The organism is Psychrobacillus sp. INOP01 (assembly GCF_018140925.1).
Lineage (GTDB): Bacteria > Bacillota > Bacilli > Bacillales_A > Planococcaceae > Psychrobacillus.
Genome location: NZ_CP073315.1, coordinates 17139 through 39336 on the forward strand (window position 1 = coordinate 17139; position 22198 = coordinate 39336).

At 34.6% G+C, this 22198-nt stretch carries 22 protein-coding genes, 2 pseudogenes and 1 other annotated feature; of the genes and pseudogenes, 14 read left to right on the forward strand and 10 right to left on the reverse strand.

Going from position 1 to position 22198, the window contains the following annotated elements:
* Positions 1 to 102: 102 nt before the first annotated feature.
* From KD050_RS00110 to KD050_RS00130, 5 genes are all read right to left on the reverse strand, one after another.
* The gene (locus KD050_RS00110) at positions 103 to 615 is read right to left on the reverse strand and encodes a DUF3231 family protein (protein ID WP_211894264.1); all 513 of its coding nucleotides are present in this window, start codon (positions 613 to 615) and stop codon (positions 103 to 105) included.
* 435 nt (positions 616 to 1050) lie between these two features.
* Positions 1051 to 1347: an antibiotic biosynthesis monooxygenase family protein gene (locus tag KD050_RS00115; RefSeq protein WP_211894265.1), complete on the reverse strand. Its 297-nt coding sequence runs from the start codon at positions 1345 to 1347 to the stop codon at positions 1051 to 1053.
* A gap of 15 nt (positions 1348 to 1362) precedes the next feature.
* Complete coding sequence (locus KD050_RS00120; RefSeq protein ID WP_211894266.1) at positions 1363 to 1818, reverse strand: heme-degrading domain-containing protein; 456 nt, start codon at positions 1816 to 1818, stop codon at positions 1363 to 1365.
* Positions 1819 to 1832: 14 nt separating this feature from the next.
* The gene (locus KD050_RS00125; protein WP_211894267.1) at positions 1833 to 3011 is read right to left on the reverse strand and encodes an MFS transporter; all 1179 of its coding nucleotides are present in this window, start codon (positions 3009 to 3011) and stop codon (positions 1833 to 1835) included.
* A 43-nt stretch (positions 3012 to 3054) separates the two neighbouring features.
* On the reverse strand, positions 3055 to 3786 hold the full coding sequence (locus KD050_RS00130) for an IclR family transcriptional regulator (RefSeq protein WP_211894268.1): 732 nt from the start codon (positions 3784 to 3786) through the stop codon (positions 3055 to 3057).
* Positions 3787 to 4456: 670 nt separating this feature from the next.
* Positions 4457 to 4693, forward strand: a binding site (T-box leader).
* A 60-nt stretch (positions 4694 to 4753) separates the two neighbouring features.
* Here KD050_RS00130 and KD050_RS00135 point away from each other — a divergent pair.
* Together KD050_RS00135 and KD050_RS00140 are read left to right on the forward strand one after the other, a co-directional pair.
* Positions 4754 to 6103 carry an amino acid permease gene (locus tag KD050_RS00135; RefSeq protein ID WP_211894269.1) on the forward strand — a complete coding sequence of 450 codons (1350 nt, stop codon included), beginning with the start codon at positions 4754 to 4756 and terminating at the stop codon, positions 6101 to 6103.
* Between the two features lie 34 nt (positions 6104 to 6137).
* Positions 6138 to 6287: a hypothetical protein gene (locus tag KD050_RS00140; protein ID WP_211894270.1), complete on the forward strand. Its 150-nt coding sequence runs from the start codon at positions 6138 to 6140 to the stop codon at positions 6285 to 6287.
* Between the two features lie 151 nt (positions 6288 to 6438).
* On the opposite strand, the gene KD050_RS00145 is transcribed toward KD050_RS00140, so the two are convergent.
* A complete protein-coding gene (locus KD050_RS00145) occupies positions 6439 to 6612 on the reverse strand; it encodes a hypothetical protein (protein ID WP_211894271.1) in 174 nt (57 codons plus the stop codon).
* A gap of 271 nt (positions 6613 to 6883) precedes the next feature.
* On the reverse strand, positions 6884 to 7246 hold the full coding sequence (locus KD050_RS00150) for a VOC family protein (RefSeq protein ID WP_211894272.1): 363 nt from the start codon (positions 7244 to 7246) through the stop codon (positions 6884 to 6886).
* A gap of 204 nt (positions 7247 to 7450) precedes the next feature.
* Between KD050_RS00150 and KD050_RS00155 the strand changes: the two genes are divergently transcribed.
* Complete coding sequence (locus KD050_RS00155; protein WP_211894273.1) at positions 7451 to 8014, forward strand: hypothetical protein; 564 nt, start codon at positions 7451 to 7453, stop codon at positions 8012 to 8014.
* Between the two features lie 342 nt (positions 8015 to 8356).
* On the opposite strand, the gene KD050_RS00160 is transcribed toward KD050_RS00155, so the two are convergent.
* Both KD050_RS00160 and KD050_RS00165 read right to left on the reverse strand, forming a co-directional pair.
* A complete protein-coding gene (locus KD050_RS00160; RefSeq protein WP_235753883.1) occupies positions 8357 to 8737 on the reverse strand; it encodes an STAS/SEC14 domain-containing protein in 381 nt (126 codons plus the stop codon).
* A gap of 219 nt (positions 8738 to 8956) precedes the next feature.
* On the reverse strand, positions 8957 to 10009 hold the full coding sequence (locus tag KD050_RS00165; protein ID WP_211894274.1) for a YeiH family protein: 1053 nt from the start codon (positions 10007 to 10009) through the stop codon (positions 8957 to 8959).
* Positions 10010 to 10284: 275 nt separating this feature from the next.
* On the opposite strand from KD050_RS00165, the gene KD050_RS00170 reads away from it, so the two are divergent.
* Positions 10285 to 11181 (forward strand): LysR family transcriptional regulator, encoded by an 897-nt coding sequence (locus tag KD050_RS00170; RefSeq protein ID WP_211894275.1) that lies wholly within the window; start codon positions 10285 to 10287, stop codon positions 11179 to 11181.
* 721 nt (positions 11182 to 11902) lie between these two features.
* On the opposite strand, the gene KD050_RS00175 is transcribed toward KD050_RS00170, so the two are convergent.
* Complete coding sequence (locus KD050_RS00175; RefSeq protein ID WP_211894276.1) at positions 11903 to 12487, reverse strand: LysE family translocator; 585 nt, start codon at positions 12485 to 12487, stop codon at positions 11903 to 11905.
* A 90-nt stretch (positions 12488 to 12577) separates the two neighbouring features.
* On the opposite strand from KD050_RS00175, the pseudogene KD050_RS00180 reads away from it, so the two are divergent.
* The 10 genes and pseudogenes from KD050_RS00180 to KD050_RS00225 all read left to right on the forward strand — a co-directional run.
* Positions 12578 to 12736: pseudogene (locus tag KD050_RS00180) on the forward strand (helix-turn-helix domain-containing protein); the annotation flags it as partial.
* A 443-nt stretch (positions 12737 to 13179) separates the two neighbouring features.
* Complete coding sequence (locus KD050_RS00185; protein WP_211894278.1) at positions 13180 to 13584, forward strand: hypothetical protein; 405 nt, start codon at positions 13180 to 13182, stop codon at positions 13582 to 13584.
* A gap of 654 nt (positions 13585 to 14238) precedes the next feature.
* Positions 14239 to 14946: a class I SAM-dependent methyltransferase gene (locus KD050_RS00190; protein WP_211894279.1), complete on the forward strand. Its 708-nt coding sequence runs from the start codon at positions 14239 to 14241 to the stop codon at positions 14944 to 14946.
* Between the two features lie 219 nt (positions 14947 to 15165).
* A complete protein-coding gene (locus KD050_RS00195; protein ID WP_211894280.1) occupies positions 15166 to 15420 on the forward strand; it encodes a hypothetical protein in 255 nt (84 codons plus the stop codon).
* 664 nt (positions 15421 to 16084) lie between these two features.
* Positions 16085 to 16606: an RNA polymerase sigma factor gene (locus KD050_RS00200; protein ID WP_211894281.1), complete on the forward strand. Its 522-nt coding sequence runs from the start codon at positions 16085 to 16087 to the stop codon at positions 16604 to 16606.
* Positions 16587 to 17303 (forward strand): hypothetical protein, encoded by a 717-nt coding sequence (locus KD050_RS00205; protein ID WP_211894282.1) that lies wholly within the window; start codon positions 16587 to 16589, stop codon positions 17301 to 17303. Before KD050_RS00200 ends, KD050_RS00205 begins: the two co-directional genes overlap by 20 nt.
* Positions 17304 to 17974: 671 nt before the next feature.
* Positions 17975 to 18541 (forward strand): DUF4358 domain-containing protein, encoded by a 567-nt coding sequence (locus KD050_RS00210; protein ID WP_211894283.1) that lies wholly within the window; start codon positions 17975 to 17977, stop codon positions 18539 to 18541.
* Between the two features lie 62 nt (positions 18542 to 18603).
* The gene (locus tag KD050_RS00215) at positions 18604 to 20013 is read left to right on the forward strand and encodes an MBOAT family O-acyltransferase (protein ID WP_211894284.1); all 1410 of its coding nucleotides are present in this window, start codon (positions 18604 to 18606) and stop codon (positions 20011 to 20013) included.
* 11 nt (positions 20014 to 20024) lie between these two features.
* Positions 20025 to 21158 (forward strand): DHHW family protein, encoded by a 1134-nt coding sequence (locus tag KD050_RS00220; protein ID WP_211894285.1) that lies wholly within the window; start codon positions 20025 to 20027, stop codon positions 21156 to 21158.
* Positions 21159 to 21359: 201 nt separating this feature from the next.
* Positions 21360 to 21734 (forward strand): annotated as a pseudogene (locus tag KD050_RS00225) (STAS domain-containing protein); the annotation flags it as partial.
* Positions 21735 to 22198 lie beyond the last annotated feature (464 nt).

A 22198-nucleotide genomic window follows, 5' to 3' on the forward strand; every position in this document is an offset into this window, starting at 1 on the left:
GGTTAGTTGAAGATGAATGGGAGTTTTTATGTCGCATTTGACATATTATATGTACTAAGAAAATTAAAAAGGGCAATCAAATATAGATTGCCCTTGGAATTATTATTGTTTATCTGGAAAGTCTACATGTAGTGGTGGAGGAACAAGCCAACCTTTACTTTTATTCAATCGTAACAATTTGGCACCTAGTTGAACTTTATTCAGATGGAATTGACCATACATTAAACCGATATCTTCTCTAATGGACATTCCCATAGCTTGACTGGAAGCAACTAAACCGGCAGCTACATTCATTGAAAGTGAAGCGCTGATTTCAGGATCGTAAAATCTTGCACCAGGTGGAATGTCCTCTAATCTAGCTTCCGGACGTTCAGGTGGTGCTGGAGGAAGCCCGACGCCATTTACTTTTAATATCTTTTCTAATTGCTTATTTTCGTCTTTCATACTGAGAATAAATTCTTCAATTAGTTTTGCTAAATCTTGGTCACCAGTGTGGTTAATAAACGTTTGATATGCAGCAATCAATCCATTGTTTGTAGCCAGATTTGTCCAGACACCGAACACTTCACCATAATGTAACGGTTCATCTTTTGGATTTCCACTTAATATTCCCATAATCGCACTCACTCCCTAACTAATAGTAATTTTTTTCATACAGTTACTAGGATGTCCAGAGTATAAAAGATTATTCAATTGTATGGAAAATTTAAGTTATATGTACAGTAAAGTTTAATTCGTTGTTCGAACATAATGTGTAATAAAAGAGAAGGTGCTTATTCAACTAACGGGTGCTTTAGTTAAACAAGACCATCATTAATCGGGCCAGATTGAGGAGTAAATATAATAAAAATTTGAGTTTTATTATTGAAATTATTGAACTCGGCTGAAAAGGTTTAAGAGCAGCATTCAGCCATCCAATAATTCTTTTTGGAATTCAAAGCAATCAAGGCATGAGTCCAGTTGAATACCGAACACATGCCCCATAAAGACAGACTTTTATAACTGTCTATTTGACAGGTAAATATTTAGTTATAGCCAGGCTTTGATGAATTATTCATATTTTAGTTCTGTATAGTGCAAGACATTTGGATAATTATCATAGAATCGTCTAAGTATCGAGTCCCATTTTTTGAATTTTGGACTCCCTACAAAGCCATCTAGATGATCTTCTAAATTCCTCCAATTAACAATGAGTAAAAAATGAGTTAGATTCTCCTTATTTCGAAGAAGTTTGTGAGATAAGTACCCCTCAGAGCTACTTAAAATAGGGAATGCTTCGTTAATTGTTTGTATAAATTCCTCCACTAACTCTTCTTTGATGATTAAAATGGCATGTTCAACAATCATTAGTTCATAAACTCCTTATTTCTTTAAGAAACGTTTTACTCCCTCGACAGCATAATCGTGATCAAGTTGAGGTGTAAGTCCTGCTACTGTTACACTTCCAATTACACCTATGTCTTTAATACGTATAGGGAAAGAACCGCCTATCGCTTGATAATCAGATGATTGAAGAAGAGAGCTTTCACCATGAGTCGTTCCTAGCTTTTCGAATCTCGCTCCAATATAATGTGAGCTTCTGTTGTAATGATCCACTACGCGTTTTTTTCGATATAGCCAAAATACATTTTCTTCTGAAGTACCATCCATTAAATGGGTGAATATAGGTACTCGATTACGCTCAATATGAATAGCTACAGCTTTATTATTTTTTTTTGCATAATTAATTAATGTCATACCAAGATTTAAAGCATCTTCATTAGTAAATGTTTCAAACTGCAATTCCTTTTCAACGTTTTCTAGTTGTTGTAAGTTCATAAATAAACTCTCCCTTAAAATAATCTTTGTTTTTTATCAAATTTATAATTCAGTACAGATAGAAGAAATGCGAATGCCACCATTATCGCACCAACCCATGCAGTATCTAAATACGTTAAATAGTCTATTGCTAATCCACCTAAGGTAGATCCTGCAGCGATCCCTACATTAAAGGCTGATATATTTAGTGCAGATGCAATATCTTTTGCAGAAGGAACCAATTTTTCAGCAAGCATTACAATGTACGCTTGAACTCCTGGAGACATCATAAATGAAAATAACCCTAACAAAATAATAGATAAAATACTTAATTCTTTACTTGGTAGTAGTATCATTTGTAATAAAAGTACGAACCCTTGAAGTAAAAAGACGAAGCGTAATGATTTAACTGGATGCTGATTGGCCATTTTCCCACCCACTATATTTCCAATGGCAACGGCAACTCCATAAACTAAAAGCAGCAATGAAATAGATCCAACTGAGTACCCACTGATTTTTTCTAGTATAGGAGCGAGGTAGGTAAACAACGAAAAAGTTCCACCAAAACCTAATGCAGTCATTAATAGTGCTAGTAGGATTCGTTGATTTTTCACAAGTTGCCATACATCTTTAAGAGTAGGAGGATCTGTCTGTCTATACACTTTATCAATGGCAAATACGTTTACGATTAGCCCAATAATGCCGAGTATAGCTACAGCACCGAATGTAGCGCGCCAGCCAAACTGTTGTCCAATATAAGTTCCCATTGGAACACCAGCTATAGTTGCTACTGTTAATCCGGTAAACATAATTGAAATAGCTGTACCTTTTTTGTTTTCTGGTACGATATCGGCAGCGACTGTAGTTGCGATTGCAAAAAATACACCATGTGCGATAGCAGTAATAATTCGTGAGAACATTAATACTTCATATGTTTCTGCAATGGACGAAATTGCGTTACCTAAAATGAAAACCATCATTAAGATTAGTAAAAATCCTTTTTTCGGAATACGCCCTGTAATTGCTGTTACAATTGGAGTTCCAACAGCAATTGCTACTGCATAACCAGAAATTAAAGCGGCAGCTTTTGTCACCGGAATAGATAGATCATCAGCAACTGTTTGAAGTAAGCCTACAATGACGAACTCGGTTGTTCCAATGGCAAAAGCACTGATGGCCAAAGAAAATAATGCAATGTATACTTTTATTGACATCTCTTAATCTATTCTCCTTCCTCAAACTTTAGAGTGTTTTCCATCAAAGCATTTTCGATATACGCGAACTACATTGAATAAGTTTTTTACTAAAAGTTTTATCAAATTTTTTATTTAACCGAAGGGCTGGACCAGCTATCGCAACAGCTGAAATCATATTTCCCTCAAAGATGACAGGAGCAGCAATACAGCGTAGACCTATTTCCGTCTCTTCGTCATCTACTGCGTATCCTTGCTTACGAATGACCTTTAGGTGTTCTTTTAATAAGTGTAAGTCTACAAATGTATTTTTTGTATTTTGCACTAAAGTTAATTCATTAAGGATTCCTACGAGTTTGGTTTCATCTGAAAAAGCTAATATGACTTTTCCTAGAGCGCTTAAATGTACAGGGGCCCGGTCACCAACCTCCGAGTGTGCCCTCATTGAATGAGTGCCATCAACAACTTGTGCGGTAACTACTTCCGTACCATAAAGAATTCCAACATAGGCTGTTTCTCCAACTTCTCTACTCAACTCATATAAAGGTGGAACTGATAACCAATTTGCTCTAGAGTTAAAGGAAGTAGATAAAGATCCCATCTTATTAGTAAGACTATAGGAATTATCATTTTTTTTGACATAGCCCATTATTTCAAGGGTATATAACAAACGAAAAACTGTTGATTTATTAAATGAAAATATTTGTATAACTTCAGTAAGTGTCATATCTTTTTCTCGCAAAGCATCTAAAATTAGAAGTCCTTTTTTCAATGTAGCTACTTCGTATTGCTTCAATGTATTACCTCTCTTTCGTACGTTGTTCATAATATAATGTGGAGAAATAAAATTCAAAAAAAGAGAAAAAGTTTCTATATTTGAAACAACACCTTTAAATAAGGATAGTATTACCAAACATTTTTCTATTTATATGTAGTATTCACAAAATATGAAATGAAATCTTCTTTTCGCTCTTGTTCAGCTTTCTTTTTTGTTTTTAATTGAACTTATAAGTATGGTCAGATTTGAGCTGTTAAATTAAAGGACGCGATTTTTAATGAGCATCTCTTTTTTCTTGTTCAACTAACGCAGCAGGTTAGTTGAACAAGGATTATCAAACCAAGCTATTGAGGAGACTCGTATTATCAAGGGGGATTATTATGAAAATAAAATTGATTATCCAAAAATGGATAAGATTGGATATATAAATCGAATTTATGGGGTGGTTAAATGTGAACCCAGTCACGTTAATTGATTTACCTTCCGAATCCTTGTTGCCACTAGTAAGTTCTCCCAGGGGATTAGGCATCATATTTTATTTTTAATAGTATGTTACTGATTTATAGCTAGATCACCACATATTACTTTGATTTGTTACTTAAAAATATCATCCTGAAAAAATTATTGACAAATTTACTTCTAATCCGTATAGTATTGGATATTGTTAAAATTTTTCAGATATAATTTTAAAAACGCAAAGATCAGGAGTAGTAAAAGCTCATTATTCGGTAAAGAGAGCTGCGGGTTGGTGCAACGCAGTCCAATGATACTTTGAACTTGCCAGGGAGTGGTAAAGCTAAAGATTAGGATTTAATCTATTCTCTGGTTTTAACGATTGACCTTCGTTACAAGGTTTTTAAAGCAGGGTTCGAAGAGAACCAATAAGAGTGGTACCGCGGTAAGCTTAAGGCAAATCGTCTCTTTCTTCATTTGATTATGAAGAAAGAGACGATTTGCCTTTTTTGATATATTGGGAGGTTAGGATATGGAAACTGACAAACGGAATTTACAGAGGACAATGACTTCAAGACATATTACAATGATGGCATTAGGCGGTGCCATTGGGGCAGGTTTATTTAAAGGAAGCAGTTCAGCAATTGATATGGCTGGCCCATCCATACTAATTGCTTACTTGATAGGGGGCATCATTCTATTATTCATCATGCAAGGTTTAGCTGAAATGGCAGTCCGCAATAGCGGTGCAAGAACATTCAGGGATCTTGTCCAATCTATTTTAGGAAAGTATCCTGCCTATTTCCTTGATTGGATCTATTGGAAAATGTGGGTATTAAACATCACGGCCGAATCAGTTGTTGCGGCTATTTTCATTCAATATTGGCTGCCTGAATATCCAATCTGGATACTGGCATTAGCTGTTTCAGTGTTAGTTACAGCAATCAACTTGCTATCAGTAAAGGTTTTTGCTGAAACGGAGTACTGGCTTGCTTTAATTAAAATTACCGTCATCATTGTGTTCATAATGGCAGGATTATTGTTACTGCTCGTGACTTTTGGTGATCATACAGCTGTCGGTTTCTCTAACTTAACTGACCATGGCGGTTTCTTTCCGAATGGATCAACAGGTTTAATCACGGCGATGTTGGTGGTAATTTATTCATATGGCGGTACAGAAATTATCGGGGTCACATTGGCAGAAACGAAAAATCCCGAAAAAGTGGTTCCAAAAGCCGTTCGCAGTACATTGATCAGGATCATTTCTTTCTATATCATTCCATTTTTCATCATCGTTAGTTTAATTCCTTGGAACGAAGTAAACGGGGTGCCTGAAAGTCCGTTTGTGATGGTCTTTCAAATGATAGGGATTCCAGGTGCAGACCATATTATGAACACCGTTGTTCTACTGGCGATCATTTCATCGATGAACTCTGGATTGTATGGTTCATCACGCGTCCTGTATACACAAGCCGTGGACGGTCGCATTCCGAAAATTTTTTCACGTTTATCCAAGAAGAAAGTTCCTGTTTACGCAATATTAATGTGTACTTCCGCTTTATATGGAGGTGTACTGATTTCATTATTTGCTGGAAGCAAGACCTTCGAATTCCTGATGGGATCGCTGGGATATACCGTATTATTCATCTGGTTGATCATTGCCTTAGCCCATTTGAATTCACGTAAACAACAGCCCGGAAAAACAAGTTCCTATTCAGTTAGATGGTTCCCGTATACGACTTGGGCAGCAATCATCGCTTTAATAACGATCCTGATTGGAATCATTTTCACGACATCCATCATCGTAACAATCATTACACTTTGCATCTACATCTTTATTACCTTAACGTATGTATGGCAAAGACGCTTTAATAAAATCTAGAGACTTCCCTAGTGTATTTTGTAGACTACATAATATGGATCAGATTCTTTATGATACCGAAATAGATGTTGATTTTCTTATAGACACGGACACAGAATTTCTACACCCTCTTATTAAGCAAACGGGTACTTTAGTGAAACAAGACCATCATATTGATGGTCTATTTTTACGTCTAAAATATTAAGAAGGCTTCAGCGTTACAATGTGAAATGTTACACTTAAACTTACGCATCAGTTTAGTTGAAGAAGAAAATGGGAGTTTTTATATCGAATTTGACACAAATTTCGAAACAAAAAAATGAACTGTGCCAAAAGGACAGTTCAATCAATAGGTATTATTTTACATTCTTTAGAGGAGAAATGACATTGTTATAAAAAAATCTTTCCCATTTAGCTAACAAACCTTTCCCATTTTCACCACGTTGTATTTCAATTTCGTGGTTTTTATGAAATTCTGCTTTTCGTTTATTATGATTTTTATGCCATTGATGGATAGCAGCTTGTTTCATTTTTATTCCTCCTCCGATTATTCCCATAATTATATCTCTAGGATTGATAATTACAAAGTTATTTTAACCAACAAGTTTTGATAAAAAGAAGCAAAAATTACGCAACGAAAAAGGGAGGTGCGTTATTGGGAATAAAACGCTGAAGAAGAACAATGTCGTAGTACGACCATAATGTGTAATAAATGAGAAGGTGCTTATTCAACTAACGGGTGCTTTACTTCAATAAGAAGAATAAAAAAACCCAACAATTATGTTAGACTTTTTATATTTGTTACAAATTTTCAAATTGGAGGTATTCTAAAATATTTCCGAAGGGGTCTCTAAAACTAATATATTTTCCTGGAGGGCAATTAGTTGGTTCGTCTATAATAAAATTCACTTTTTTCTCTTTTAAGAATTTAACTTTTTCATAAATATCTTCAGTTCGCAATCCTAATACAACTCCTGAAATTTCTTGATTATAGGTTGCATTATCGTTCTCTTCTAAAACAAGTGGTAATTCTCCGTGTACAAGTGATATAAGCTTAGGGCCATACTGTTTGTCTAATTCAAAACCTAAAGTATTCGTATAAAAGTCGACTGCTTTGTTTAAATTTGGCACGTAAATGCTTATAACACAAACTTCACTTTTCATATTAATCCCCCCATTTTTGGTATTATCATATATATTCTACACTCTCTAACAATCGTCCTTCTTTAGGAATAAAATTTTAACTTGATTCTATTATTAAACTAACGCAGCAGGCTAGTTAAAAAAGAAGGTATTTTTAGGAGGTTAGCGAAGTAGAATAAGGATTTCAAGTGAAGGGTAGATTACTTCAAAATTTGGAGGGGTAACTTGAAAAAACAGAAAGCTTTGTTTATATTGTTTTATTTGATTTTTTTATTGTTGATTGTTGGTTGTACGAATAAAAATGTTGCTTTAACTGATTATGAGAATGATATAAATAAATTAGAAAGTGGAATTTTGGAACTGAATCAAGCTATGGAAAAACAACAACTTTTACACGAGGAACTAGATATGAAAATGAGAACACTTGAGGAGTCATCTATAGTTCTTCAAAATAATTTTTATGCTATGAATGAAATAGTTAACCTCACTATAGAATCCAAAACTGCTATGTTAAATAATGCAGAGATTAAAGGAGATATACTGAATTTAAATATTACCTTTACTGAGAAAATAAGAGATCAGAATGCACCAAATGGATTTCGTTTAGAGGTAACAGAGGGAGGTACTCAAACCTTAAGCATTTCTAGAAATATTCCTATTTTTTTGGTGGAGAATGCTACTTCAATAATCCAAGTAGATTGGGAAAAGGTTGTTACTCATAGAGGCTTGCTTCAACTATTCGAAAAGAATGGAGAAGTTGTTTTCATATCTGAAATCTATCTACCATAATAAATATACAAACGGTTTGTTCTTCAACTCCCATGAAAATTCGATTGTTCTTTTTGCTTGTCAAAGTAATCTTCACCTAAGTCTAAGTACATTTCTTTGCGTGTTAGGAGATAATAGGTGATTCTTAAAATACATGAACAACTGATATCCCTGCACGCTTCTTACCTTTTCTTGATGCGGTACGCCTATAAGGGCACCCAAATAGTTTTGGATCCTTTGACTTTTTTCATATCGTGCTAAAGCAGCAGAATAGTTGAATAAGAGAAGGGGAGTTTTTATGTCGCATTTGACAACAAAATGTGAAATAAAAAAGATGCCTTTTGGCACTACAGAGATAAGAATCTAATATCTATAAGCACTAAGCCAGTCAAATAATTGGTCATAGTTACTTGAAAATTTTACGTTGTCTTTGGTATTGGTATGTTCAAGGTGACTTAGAATGTCCCCTTCTTCTAATAAAAAAGCGACCGCAATAACGTTCTCTAGTATATTATTTGAGAAAAATTTGTCTTTCCACAATTTTTGTACAGAAAAATGTTCTGGGGTATAACCTTTACGATTAACTAACAACTTATACTTTTTTCCTTGACCAATAAAAGAATAGCATGTTTTCTCAAATGAATTAAACCACGTATTTACATCAGTAATGGATATGTAACCAGTCAAATTAGTAATAATAATATCTTCATAGATGGTTGTACTTAGATCTTTAATATTCAACAAAAAAATCAACCCCTTACTATCATTATAAATTAAATAATGGGAAGGTGTAAAAAGTTTAATGTTAAATTACGCATTTCGAACAGAAGGTGCTTGTTCAACTAACGGGTGCTTTAGTAAAATAGACCATCATTTCGATGGTCTATCTCTTAGTCCAAAACATCCATAAGATTTCAGCGATACAATGTGAAATGTTACACTTAAACTAACGCAGCAGGCGATTTAAGCAATAAAGAACGTTATGATGGATAGAATAACAGATGTAATGCTCATTGCAATTAATGGTCGTAATGCTTTTGTCCGAAGATCTCGAATACTAACATTTAAGCCGAGACCCACCATTGCTGCCGTAAGGATAAATGATGTGAAAGTTGAAATTCCGTTTGAAACACCATTTGAGATTGGAATGTAATTACCAAGAACATAGCTTCCGAATAGACTCATAAGAATAAAGCCTATTAGAAACCAAGGAAATTCAATATTTGTTTCTTCTGTGTTCTCGACATTATTTCTATTTATCCAATACATTAAGATAAAACTAAGTGGTACAAGGAGAAGAACACGGCCTAATTTCGCCAACAGGGCTATAGCTAAAGCATCTTGACCTGCTGGAGCCGCTGCCAACGCAACATGGGCAATTTCATGGAGACTGATTCCACTCCATATCCCGTAATGGATAGCAGTTCCAGGAAGAAGAGGCAGCAAAATAGTGTAGGTTATTGAAAAAATGGTTCCTACAAGTGCGATAATACCTGCACCGATAGCTGTATCATCATCTTTTGCTTTTATTATAGGAGAAACAGCTGCTATTGCGGCGGCTCCGCATACTCCTGTTCCGATTCCAAGTAGTAATGATAATGATGAATTAGCCTTCAAAAGTTTCCCTAACCATACAGTCACCAGGATAGCAAACACAATAACTCCTACATCCCGAACAAGAAGACCTATTCCCTGATGAATAACAACATCAATATTTAGTTTCAAGCCAAATAATATAATAGCAAAGCGTAAAAAACGTTTGGCAGAAAATTGGATGCCGCTACGAATCGCTTCAGGGTAACCAAAAATTTGCCGGTACACGACCGCAATTATGATGGCAATCGCTAAAGAACCTACACGATCAAATCCTGGAATTGTAGATAGCGCAAAACCAATTGCCGCAATCACACATGTAAAGGCAATACCTCCAAACCATAAGCCTAAAGTAGAATTTGGCGAAGGCTTTTTCCTCGGTACGCCAACCTTATCTATCTTGGCTAAATTTTGACTCACCATATCATCACCTCAATTTACTTTTTACAATTTCAGATTACTCTTGTTTCCTGGATAAGGAAAATAACAAGTTATAATGAGGATGATAAGTTAAATCGAATAAATCATTTATTTAAGTTGAACAATCAAGAGTAGTTACTATGCCTGCCTAAAGTCTCGTATTTTACTGCATAACTTTATTATTTCCAATAATATTCACTTTTTTAATAGAAAAGTAAAAAATCATTGCTATAATGTAAATCAAAAATAGGAATTTATTGCAAGGGGGTATTTTATCTGTGAATTTTCATTTACAAGTATTTGTTATGGTTGCAGAAAAGAAGAGTTTTTCAAGAGCAGCTGAAGAACTTCACCTGACACAACCAGCGGTAAGTCAATACATACGTGCATTGGAAGATTCAATAGGGACCAGGCTATTGGAGAGAACTAATAAATATGTTCGATTAAATCAGGCTGGAGAGATTGTATTTCTTCATGCAAAAGAAATATTAGGTCTTTACACAAAAATGCAGTGTTTAATCGATGACTTAACACATAAAGCAATAGGTTCCATTTCCATTGGCGCAAGCTATACGTTTGGAGAATATATTTTGCCACATATTATTGCTAGACTGCAAAATCTATATCCAGAGATAAGTCCATCTATCGCGATACATAATACAAAAGAAATCATTGATCTAGTAACGAACCATCAGTTGGATATTGGAATAATTGAAGGGCATTTTCAAGGGGAAAAGTTGGTTACCGAGATAGTAGCAGAAGATAATATGGTCGTCGTGGCCTCTCCTGATCATCACTTAATAAAAAAGAAAAGGGAAATTAAAATTTCGGAATTAGAGGAAGAAACGTGGATTGTAAGAGAAAATGGCTCTGGTACAAGAGAAGCTACAGAAAACCTATTTCGAAAATATGAAATGACACCGAAAAAATTAATGGAGTTCGGCAGTACCCAACTGATAAAAGAATCTGTTGAAGCTGGACTTGGCATTTCTCTACTATCCAACTGGGCTATTGAAAAGGAGCTGCACAATCATTATATTAAAATTATTAAAGTAAAAGGATTACCATTTAAACGTAATTTTTCGATCTTAACAAATACCACCTATGAGACTAAAGTATTAAAATCATTTATCGAAACGCTTCATCAATACCTTTCTCAACAAGAACGTTTTTAGGATAAGAAATTTTAGTGCATCTTTTGTTCCTCCTAATTAGAAAAGAAGCCAATGATAGAACATGACTTCTGTAAAGCAATAAAAAAGGTAGTTCAAAATAGAATCTAAAAAGCCATTTTCATTTTAAATGTACCCACTATTTTTGTGTGGAAAAATGGTAAATAATAGGTGTGTTACATACCGACGATAAAAAACTGGGTGCTTTGTAGATAATTTAATGGGCTTTAACAAGACGAGTTTGAGGGATCCGCTTGATGATGTATCGCATTTCGGCGACACTCATTTTGTGTGGCTGTCTGGCTGTTACAAAAATAGCAGAGTTTTGATCATTACGGCTTTCTATATAGCGTTTAAGCCATATGTCGCACCATATATTAAAATAAACTTCCCTTTCCTTGTCGCCTTTTCCTCTAACGTTCGCAGATTGATTGAACCAATTAATATGATTCTTTTCTAGCAACTACTTCTCCAATTCGACAACCGCTAGAAAACATGAATTCAAAAATCGCTTTTTCCACTTGGGAATGACAGGGTTCACGAAGGTGTTCAACCTCCCGTTCGGTTAAATACTTGGATATCCGCTTACCTACTCTGGGCTCTTTAATTTTGGAAGTTGGATTCTTACTCAGGTATCCTTCTTCATGGGACCAACGAAAAAATGATTTCATAAAGCGGATACGATTTGAAAGGCTGAGTGTATATTCTTTTTTCAAGGTGATTTTTAATGAAATAAAATGGTAACCGCAGTATAAACAAGTAACAAAGCCATGATGGTATTGAAAACGGTCTGATATTTAGCAATCAACTTCTTGAATAATGACCCAAACAAACTCCAACTGAATGTCCCTATGAATCCAATCACAGCTAACAAGATCACAAATAGAAACTGAGTCAAATAATGGTGATAAAAGGGTGTAACGAATGTGGCCGTGACTGTAATGGCATAAATAGTTGCTTTAGGATTGATGAATTGCAACATAGCGCCTGATTTTAAATTATTATATCGATTATTAAATTGTTGTTCTTTACTAACTTTGCTCGTAATTATTTTATAAGCTAGATAAAGTAAATAGAGACAACCAAATAATTTCATAATAAACTCAACTTCTGGAAAAGCGGTATTTAATGCAACACTAAAATAATTAGCGAATAATAGTAAAATAAAAAATCCAAAACCTACCCCTAAGCAAAATCTGAAAGTCTGTTTCAAACCAAATTTATTGGCGTAATACAACGACATAATATTATTAGGACCCGGTGTGAAACTTGCGACAAATGCATAAACCAATAGTGACAACATGGACATAATGACTGCACTCCCTGTATGTTATAAAGCACAAAAATGCTTTATAGTGACTTGTGCTTTATATTGTACAATATAGACGTTATAATGTAAATGAAAAATAGGGGACACGATTTGAAGGAAGTACATGTGGTGGTAGCTAAAAATATGAAGGCATACAGAAAGGCTAATAAATTAAGTCTGGATAAGGTTTCAGAAATAACAAGCGTCAGTAAAACAATGTTAGGCCAAATAGAACGAGGAGACTCTTCCATAGCATGACATTTTTTATTTATCATGTGTTCCTTGGCAGGAGCAAATTAATTTATGAATTCTAAAAAGTAGGGGCTAGTGCATCACTTGGAGTCCTGGCGAGAAATCCCTAATTTTGAGGAGAAAATTCTAACGCAATTACATTCCTATAAGCTACAGAAATTACTGGAACAACAGTTAGATTATTATCATCAACGGCAATCCATTGTGAAATGTTGCACTTAAACTAAAGCAGCAGTTTATTTAAGAAGAAGGTATAAATGGAAGGTAATCGAAGTAGGTATTATATGGGGAATATCCTTTATTGAACTACCGAAGGTTATTGCTTAAAAAGTGCACTCGCCTATTAGTCTATTTTGGCAGAAATATTAAAGTAGTTGGTAGGTTTCTTTGAATGTTTTGGAGATTTATATTGTTTTTTAACGGAAGGCGGAACTATAATTTTGATTGATTATTTTGAACGTAAAATAAGATTAAAAGACTTTGAAGTTTGGAATGTCCGAATTGGCAAACAACACTATCCTTTAGTCATATTAGATGAATTTCGACCTGCAACATTTGAAGATTTTGAAATGCCAAAGCTAATTTATGAAGAAGATAACCAACGTGTTAATTATGTATCTGCTACATATTACTCAAAAGAACCTATTAAAGATGAACATAGAGAAATACTTGGTGAATTTGCACGAATGCTTACAGAACATTTAGCATTGGCACATTGTGAAGTTATTATAAAGATGTATCAAGAAAATCCTGAACAAGCGATAGACCGAATTATGTTAACTAAATATGGTTTCAAAGAGTCTGATATTCCTTTAGAAAAGCTATGGCACTTGAATCAAGAATAGAGGTTCAACCTTTACACTAACGATGCTTTTGTTAAACAAGACCATCATATCGATGGTCTATTTTTACTTTCAGAACATCAACAAGGGTTCGGCGATACAATGTGCTGTTTGTGAGATAAGTACCCCTCAGAGCTGCTTAAAATAGGGAAGGCTTCGTTAATTGTTTGTATAACTTCCTCCACTAACTCTTCCTTGATGACTAACATGGCTTGTTAGACAAACATTCATTCATAAACTACTAAACTTCTTTATGCAATCTCATTTTGCATCTTCTCTTTTAACAAAGTGATCTTCCCTTAAGTGTGAGTTGGTTGCTTTTTTCAATTGAAAAAATTTGAGGTATCCGTAACTTTCCACTACTAGTACATCCTTGAGCTTTTAGAATACATACGTTGGGGATCTACTAAGGATATCCTCTTTAATATCCTTATTAAAACCAAATTTATCACCGAAGAAGAATGAAGTTGAAGGGAAAAGTCATCAATATGTTTATCGGATTCAAATACTTTCCATGTCAGTTGTTAAATTTTGGATTAGAATTATTTAAATATGGTAAAGATCAACGATTACTATAATTATCAAAACTTACCTATTGAGTTATAGATATGATTTAAAAGCATACTATAGCTATATTAATAATAGGAGGGAAATTCAGTGTCTAATGCTTATTTAGATTTATTGGCTTATTTAGGAATTGGTGGTGCACATCCTGGAGGTTTTAGTCTAACCAAATCTATACTGGAAGTTGAAAAAATTCAACCAAATGAATCTGTGTTAGATATAGGTTGTGGAACAGGACAAACTGCAGCTTTCATAGCAGAAAGATTTAATTGTCAAGTGATAGCGATTGATAATCACCCAATTATGGTAGATAAAGCTAGGCAACGATTTTATAAAAATGAAGCAACAGTCAAGGTGATTAAAGGAGACATACAAAATATGGATTTTGTAGATAATTCCTTCGATTTAATTATAGCCGAGTCTGTTATCGTTTTTACTGATATTTCGAAGACGTTAAAGGAACTTTTCAGAGTTTTAAAAAGTGACGGGACTTTAATCATGATTGAAATGACAGCTGAACAATACCTGCCAGAAGAAAAACAAAAAAAAGCATGTAGTCTATACGGCATCAATGAAATATTAGAGAAAGATGAATGGATATTGCGGCTACATCAAGCTGGATTAACTCAAGTTGAAATGATAAGTACTCCATCTGAGCTTATACAAAGTGAAATTAATGACATAAATTCATCGAAGAACATAAATATGGAACTCTTTGAGTTATGGGAGGAGCATAACGAATTTATACTCCATAACCGGGATTTCATCGGTTACCGTGCATTTAAATGTCGCAAAACATAAGGAAATATTATTCCTACTACAATGACTGTTCCTCCCATAATCAACAAATTTAAAAGACAATTCTGTTTTTGGAATTTCTGCAAGCATCTCTGCCTTGTTTTACAAAACTGAAATTACCTTCAACTTTCATTCTCTAGACGGTTGTCTGATACACAATTTTATCAACTGCATATGTTATATAAGGACACGTCTGTAAGTAGTCTTGAAAGGAGGGTAAAAATGAATCAATCTGTTTTATATAATCAATGTTGTAGGTTTCATGGTCAACGAGTGAGAATTACTTGTAATGATGGTAGGGTTCACGTGGGGGAAATTACTAGAGTTAGTAGAAATATGGTCTGGATTCGACCTGATGAAAACCTTGGTGGCTATAGCTTAGGATTTTTTGGTGGGTTTGGAGGATCCGGATTTGGATTTGGTATCGCTCTGGGTGCAATTGCTGGAATCGCTCTAGCTTCCGCATTTTTTTGGTAAACATATCCTATCTTATTAAAATTAATTTACTATTCCACTAGTATAGTTTAACATTTACAATTGACGATTTTGACTCTGAGAAAAACTGTGCTGGTGGAGTAACATCAACTAGATGAATGCCAACAAGAGAGCCTTATATTATATACAATTATTATGAGGGAGAGAATTTCCGTATTTATCAAAGGTCCAATTTTTTCAACTGTTTACTACAGTAAACAATGTTGTCAGATAAAAAATTAAAGCATTTTTCATTGTCTTGTATCGAACATAAGGTTGACATTATTTCCAGCAATGAACCAATAGTTACACTGATTATTCGAAAGATTGTCAACGAAGTTAATAAGTGGTGAGCTGCTGTATTTTCTATTTTCTCATTTAAGTAGAGCAGCAGTTTAGTTCAACAAGTCAAATGCAAATAGGTGGAATTGTTACGGACTTCACTTAAACTAACGAAGCAGGTTAGTTCAATAAGTGTGTTGGAGGTCTGGATATCCTAGAGGGCTAGAAGCGTTAATCCAATAATGGATTAATGCTCTTTTTGTTTGTATAATCATAAATCTTGATGAGATGATAAAAATTATTTTCAACTCTTAAATAAGTTTTTTGAAAAACGTGACGCTTTCATTTTAATTTACGTCTAAGTATATAGAAAGAGGTGAACGTTGTGGAGCAAGAAGAATTAACTAAATGGTTTGATGAATATGGCGAATCCATTTTAACCTACATACTATTAATATTGAAAGACTACCAACATGCAGAAGATTTAACGCAAGAAACTTTTATAAAAGCTTATAAAAATCAACATAAATTTGAACAGAAATCGACGGTGAAAACGTGGTTATTCTCTATCGCTTTTAATGTGATAAATGACTACTTTCGAAAAAAACATCCGTTACAACATTATTTGGGTATAACATTAGCAGAACAAGACTACAAACCAATACCTGAACAAATTGTAGTAATGAATGATCAAACTGAACAATTATATAGGTCCATTCAACAATTAAAACCTTCTTACAGACATGTGATCATTTTACGGAAGTTAAAAGAATTCTCTACGGAGGAATCATCTATCATTCTAAACTGGTCTGAAAGTAAAGTGAAAATGACTTTAAAAAGAGCTTTAGCAGATCTTAAAAATGAATTATTAAATGGAGGGTTTACCTATGAAAACTTTCTTAGATGAACAATTTAGTGAGTTGGAACAAGAATTAAAGATGACAAACAAATCCAAAAGTCTATTAAGAAATAAAGTATTGCAGAATACAGTTATAATCAAAAAACGTGATCTTAAAAATAATCGTGTTTGGCAATACAATACTATCACTGTCATATTAATAGCAACTGTCATAATATTTCTTGCTACACAGTCATTAGATACTTTAAGGCATACTACAAATAAAGTGTCATATGGCAATGAGATATTTGAACCATCAGAAGTTAAAATGAAGGATAAAGTAGTAGTACAAGATTATATTGAATTTACAATACAAAGTAATGAATTGGGGGAAATAATTTATCCATCAAATTTAGGAGTTGCACCTATTACTCCTATGTATATGTTTAATGGTAACAAGGGTGAAATTTGGTTAGATATATTAGTAACTGTAAGAAATACATCATCTACTGAGTTATCTGAGGCAGGTGATTTTATGGATATTAAAATTATCTATGATGATAGAGAAGAATTTAGCTCATTTACTAGGTTTGAAAGAGTAGGAGAGAGTAAATTCACTAGTTTGAATAACTCGATTATTAAACCATTGCAGACTAGAGTGGTTCATTTTTTAACCTCTGTTCCAGCAAGTATAGAAAAAGATGGTAAACCATTGAAAGCAATAATAACAGCCAACGGGGAAAATTATGAGTATGTAATTCGATAACGTAAGAATAAAGTATAATTTGATGATTTTAAAATCACGTTCTTAAATTAACGAGGCAGTTTAGTTGAAGAAGGATTTTCTGTTCATATTCACCACAACCGTCCGTACCACTTAATGAAACGAATTAGACGAGGAATTTAGCCACTCTTTGTATTGAATGCCACAAAAGGATTCACAACATAAGAATTATGACAGTGTATTGAAAATGTCAGTTATCAAGAAACTAAGCGAATACCTAGAAAAGCTAAAAGAAAGCGACAGAACCTGATAAATAGAACACCGTGGGAAGGGAAACTTTCGCGCACGGTGTGGAGGAGGGGGAAAAAGGGACAGAGTGCTTTATAAAAGTAAAAGACCGCTTTTATTTATTCCTAGGCGCATGAATTCATTCATGCGCCTATTCTATTTTCATTTAGTGAGAACGTATGGGCTATTTGGTTATTTAACCTATGTAAGTTGAGTAAATGAAGCGAATGCGCCGTAGCAGAATCAATGAAATGTTTACAAGCCGTTCTGCACTTTTCTTATATACGCATTTGACTACATTTATCAGGCGTCTTCATCACTTATAAAAAAATACGTAAAATGGTGAAACGAAAGAAGCCTTCGTTCGTCAAATTAGCCGACAGTCCACATAGTGGTAAGTTGAAAAATAGAGGAGGAACTTTCTTATGAAAAAAATGCTTGGAATATTGATAGGTGCACTGGTTGTTTTTGCAATGGTGGGCTGTTCAAGTACAGGGAAAAATGAAGGTGGAACATCTACGCCTGACGTCAAAGTCAAAGACATAATGGTTAGTATTAAGGCACAAATTGTACAAGATATAAAAGATGCAGGTTTTGATGATGGACAATCAGATGAACAAATTCTTCAAGGGTACGTGGAAACAAATTTAGTGGATACTGCAACTGACGATCTATTTGGACAAATGTTTTTTGAACGAACTGGGCTTGATAAAGAGTTGCTTGCAGAAGGTTCAATGTATATCTCTATGTTTAATATCAATGCAGATGAAATCATCGTTTTAAAAGCAAAGGATGATAAGAGTGTGGATACCCTGAAGGCGTCGTTGCAAAAAGAATTAGATGCACAAATTCAAACCTGGGAACGCTATCTCCCGGAGCAATATGAAAAAGTAAAAAACAATGTGTTAAAAACCAAAGGGAATTACATTCTATATGTGACCTATGACAATGTAGATGCAGTAGAGAAGATTTTTGATGAAAAAGTAAAATAACCTTTAAAGGCGCTAAAGAAGCACCTTTATACATAACATAGCAGAAACTAAGGAGTGGTTGTGTGGTATTCAGTAGCATATTATTTCTGTTTTTCTTTTTACCAACTACATTGCTCCTTTATTTTTGTGGTTCAAGAAAGATGAAAAATGGTATTCTTCTTGTTGTGAGTCTGTTTTTTTATGCCTGGGGAGAACCTATTTATATTTTTTTAATGATTTTTTCGGCTGTAATAGATTATCTTCACGGGTTGTTTATTCAAAAGTATCGTTTAACGTCGCCGTTCAAAGCAAAGCTCGGTCTATTGTCGTCGATTATTATCAATCTAGGTATATTATCTTTTTTCAAATATGCTGATTTTCTTATTGATAATATAAACAACTTAATGGGTTTGAAGCTAAATACACTCGATCTTCCACTACCTATTGGTTTATCTTTTTACACGTTTCAAACAATGTCGTATGCAATTGATGTGTACCGTGGAAAAGTGAAGGCACAACGAAATCCGTTCACGCTTGCGTTGTACATTTGTTTATTTCCACAGCTTATTGCGGGACCTATTGTCCGCTATGAAATTATTGAACACGAGTTGAAAAATAGGAGAGTCACTCTGGATCAATTTTCAGATGGTGTTAGAATCTTTTTAATTGGTCTTGGAAAAAAGGTATTGCTTGCGAATAGTATTGGATTTCTATGGAGTGAAATTCAGCAGCAAAGTCCTGCCGAATTATCAGTACTGTCAGCGTGGATGGGGATTGCAGCGTTTGGATTACAGCTCTTTTTCGACTTTAGTGGTTATTCAGATATGGCGATTGGTTTGGGGAAAATGTTTGGCTTCAGTTTTCCGCAAAACTTCAATTATCCGTTTGTTTCGAGAAGTATCACGGAGTTCTGGCGAAGATGGCATATGACACTTGGTACCTGGTTTCGAGACTATGTGTATATCCCGCTCGGTGGCAGTAGAAAAGGGAAGTACAGACTCTACCTAAACTTATTCATCGTTTGGGGTCTGACGGGCTTATGGCATGGTGCCTCTTGGAATTTCGTGGCTTGGGGTCTGTACTTTGGTGTAGTAATTGCGATCGAAAAGGCAGGACTGCTGGTGCTGCTTGAGAAAATACATCCAATTTTTCAACATATTTACGCGTTTGTCATTGTGATGATAAGTTGGACATTATTCGTTTTTGAAGACCTTTCCATGAGCCTGGCCTATTTGAAAATCATGTTTGGTTTTTCGGGACAAGCATTGGGAAATGAGAGATTCATGTATGACATATACACCAATGCAATCCTTTTCTTATTGGCGTTTTTGGGGATGATTCCAATTTGGAAAGTGTTGAGGACTAGACTAAACCGTTGGCATAAAATAATTGACGATATTGTGATTCCTATATTTTATTTAGTTATTCTCGTATTATCGACTGCTTATTTAGTGGATGATTCGTACAACCCATTTCTTTATTTTCGTTTCTAGGAGGTAATGCATTGACGATACGTAAAAGAATATTTGTAGGTGTGTTTCTTCTATTTATTTTTGGAATTGGGTTATTCAATATAGTGTCTAATGACCGTTCTTTTTCAGAGAGGGAAAACCGTCCATTAGCACAAATGCCTGAATGGACAGTGGATAATTTTATTTCTGGTAAGTTCACGACGCGTTTTGAGACATATCTGTCTGATCAGTTTGTCTGGAAGGATAACTGGGTGAAGCTAAAGGCGATGGCGGAAAGGGCTTCCTTGAAAAAAGAAAATAACGGAGTGTTCTTTGGCAAAGATGGAATTCTCATTGAGTCGTTTGAAAAAACTGGCGATCAGTTTGATAAAAACATAGACTACGTGAAAAATTTTGCAGCCTATGCGAAGGGGATACAGTCATATGTATTGTTGGCTCCAACCGCGGTTGCATTCTATGAGGATAAGTTGCCGCTTTTTGCACAAACTGCAAGCGAAGTAGATGCATATGAAACCACAAAAGAAGAACTAGCTTCTTTTGTGGAAGTGATTGATGTATACGATGCGCTCAAATTACATAGCAATGAGGAGATTTACTTCAAAACTGACCACCATTGGACGATGCGTGGTGCCTATTTTGCTTATAGGGAAGCCGCGAAAGTCATGGGCATCAAACCGTATGAAGAAGATGATTTTCAGATTAAAACGGTATCGGACAGTTTTTATGGCACATTGCACGCTAAGGCCAATACAATTGACATTAAGGCGGACAAGATTGATGTCTATTTGCCAAAATTTGAGGCTACTCAAACGGTGACTTATGAAGATGGCAAGCAGTCGAATTCACTGTATGAATGGGATTATCTCGATAAGAAAGATAAGTATTCGTTATTCCTTGATGGTAATCATACGCTTGTCACGATCAAAACAGGAGTCAAGAATGACCGAAAGTTAGCGGTAATTAAAGACTCTTATGCACATGCGTTCATCCCTTTTTTAGCGAATCACTTTGGGGAAATCCATATAGTTGATCTCCGCTATTATCATGGGGATGTGCTGACGTATTTGAATGATCATAAGATCTCAGAAGTGTTATTTTTGTACAATGTAGCTAATTTTACCAAGGACCCGAATGTGGTTTGGCTATCGCAAAGTATATGGAAATAGTTTGTTTGTCGATAAGATGTCGAAACTGTATAATAATAAGAAAAGTAGTTACTTTACTCCAGCAGAGTAGAGTAACTACTTTTGCGCTTGGCTCGCCTTTATCTAACGGGTGAAAGTCCCATATGCCGGAGTGGCGGAAATGTATAGCAGACTGGTATTGATATCGCGAGGTTCTGTGCGGAGGACCAAAAGGCACAATAATCCCAACAAGAGATGATTATTGAACTAAGTGCACCAGTCATTAAATTAAAGAGCACCACAGCTTTGTTACCACTAGTTGGAGAAATTGACACAAATAGAGCCAAAGTAATTTTAGAATCAACACTAAAACAATGTGCTAAATTGCAAATCAATCACTTATACATTGATTTGTTAGGTGTTCCAGTTGTAGACACAATGGTTGCACATCAACTTTTTCAGATGATCAATGCGCTAAAATTAATTGGAGTAAGTACATCATTATCAGGAGTGAGTCCAAGTATCGCACAAACAACAATACAACTAGGGATTGATTTTAAGGATATAAAAACTTATTCTAGTATTGAACAAGCTATGAGTACACATAATAATCATTGATAAAGGCGTTCCATTAGGAACGTTCTTTTTATTATGGAAATTTAACTAGTGAAGTTGCAATCGCCACTCCTTTACATTATAAGGAGTGGTTATTTGGAAAATAAGTTTTTCGTGGGGCTATTTAACTGATTAATTTTCAGTATTATATTGTGGGCTTTAATTTTTGGAATGATTCTTATTCAAAAAACAATTTATTGATTGGGCTGCTTGGTTGTCTGATTGAGAGTTACCTTACATATTTTTAAAGAAGATTGCGAAGTGGATCATTGGGTTGCTTAGGCGACTCTTTTTTTCTTAATAATCTATAGCAGCAGGTTAGCTTAACAAGAATCGTCGGCTAAATTGAGAAACAAACAGGGTTAATAATTCCATCAGATTGTAAAGCGTTTCTGAAAATAACTAATTGGTGTCGATTATTTAAATGATGGAGGAGAAATCAAACTTATAGCTTAAAACAAATTATC